The organism is Citrobacter sp. wls826, assembly GCF_005281245.1.
In the GTDB taxonomy this organism is placed as follows: Bacteria; Pseudomonadota; Gammaproteobacteria; order Enterobacterales; family Enterobacteriaceae; genus Citrobacter; species Citrobacter braakii.
Genome location: NZ_SZWS01000054.1, coordinates 164882 through 166225, shown reverse-complemented (window position 1 = coordinate 166225; position 1344 = coordinate 164882). Strand labels below are relative to the sequence as shown.

At 59.9% G+C, this 1344-nt stretch carries 1 protein-coding gene; it reads right to left on the bottom strand.

The features are described from left to right. On the bottom strand, positions 1-1344 hold a 1344-nt coding region (locus FDW87_RS14830; protein WP_252363197.1), incomplete at both ends, for a thiamine ABC transporter permease.

Below are 1344 nucleotides of genomic sequence, written 5' to 3'. Positions count from 1 at the left end.
CCATAGCGCCTGGGTTGCCAGAATGGCGGCGCTACCGCCGCTGCTTAATGCCACCGCTTCGGTGGTCAGCGTGGGATAGCGCCCGGCGCCTAACCACAGCGTCGGCATATACTGGGCGATACTGACTGAGAACCCTACCGTGAAGGCAACCAGCGCCGGGCGCGCCAGCTGCGGACATTTTACTTGCCAGAATATGCGCCCCCGGGTCCAACCCAGCGTTTGCGCAATCAAAATCAATCGTGGGTCAATGCGTCGCCACGCCGGTTTGAGCACAAACAGCATCCATGGCATCACCCACAGCAGGTGTCCCCAGACAATGGTTATCATCAGCCCATCCTGTCCGGCATATAACGCCAACAGATACTGTCCAGTTACCAGCGGCAGCGCAGGCAAAATGAGCGGTAGCCAGACCCAACGGTGTCCGGTTTGCGGACCCCATTCCAGCCAGGCAAAAAGTATCAGCAGCGCCAGCACGCTGGAGAGAAGCCCCAGTTGTAGGCTATTGCTGAGCGCCTCGCTATTTAGCGACGAATAGCTGGCGATCAGCGCCAGAACCAGCGCGCACACCACACCGCCAAAGGGTAAAAGTTGTACCAGCGAGCGGCCGATTGTACAGGATGAAAAACGCAGGCGTTCCCCGTTTACTGCGGGAATAGTGCGTTGCCAGGCGCGCCAGAGCAGATACCCCGCCAGCGCGATGATGAGTAGCAGCAGTACCAGCAGCAGGCTGGCGAGTGCTCCTTTAGCCTGTTGCTCGGCATCGCCCTGACTGAGCCATTGCCAGCTCAACACGGCAAGCGTTGGTGGGTTTCCGGGACCAAGGACGATTGCTACATCCACTACCGAGAGCGACCAGGCGACAATCGCCAGCATGGCTTTGCCTAACGCGGGGGCGAGAGAGGGCAGAACCAGCCAGTTCAGGCATTGCAGTCGGCTGTAACCCAGCGAATCCAGGACGATAACCTGCTGCGAAAGCTGTTTTTCACTCAGCAGAGCTGAGAGGATCCATAACAAAAAGGCACTCTCTTTTACCGCCAGCGTCACGCCAAGCCCAATGCCGTAGCGGTCAGGCTGGGGGCTGAGGAACGGGAGCCATTGCCAGAGCATGCCGCCTTCGGCAAAAACCAACAGCACGCTGGTGGCGAAGGCAACGTGCGGAATCGCCAGCAGCCACGGAAGACGCGTGCACAGACGCGCCCAGCCTGCGCCGGACCATAAGGCGAGGATCGCCAGCAGGGCGATGATCAGCGCGCCGCCAGCCGCGAGGCTTACGGAAACCAGCGTTGCCAGTAACGCCTGCGGGAGTTGAGGATCGCTAAATAGCGCCAGCCAGTTTCTGGTACT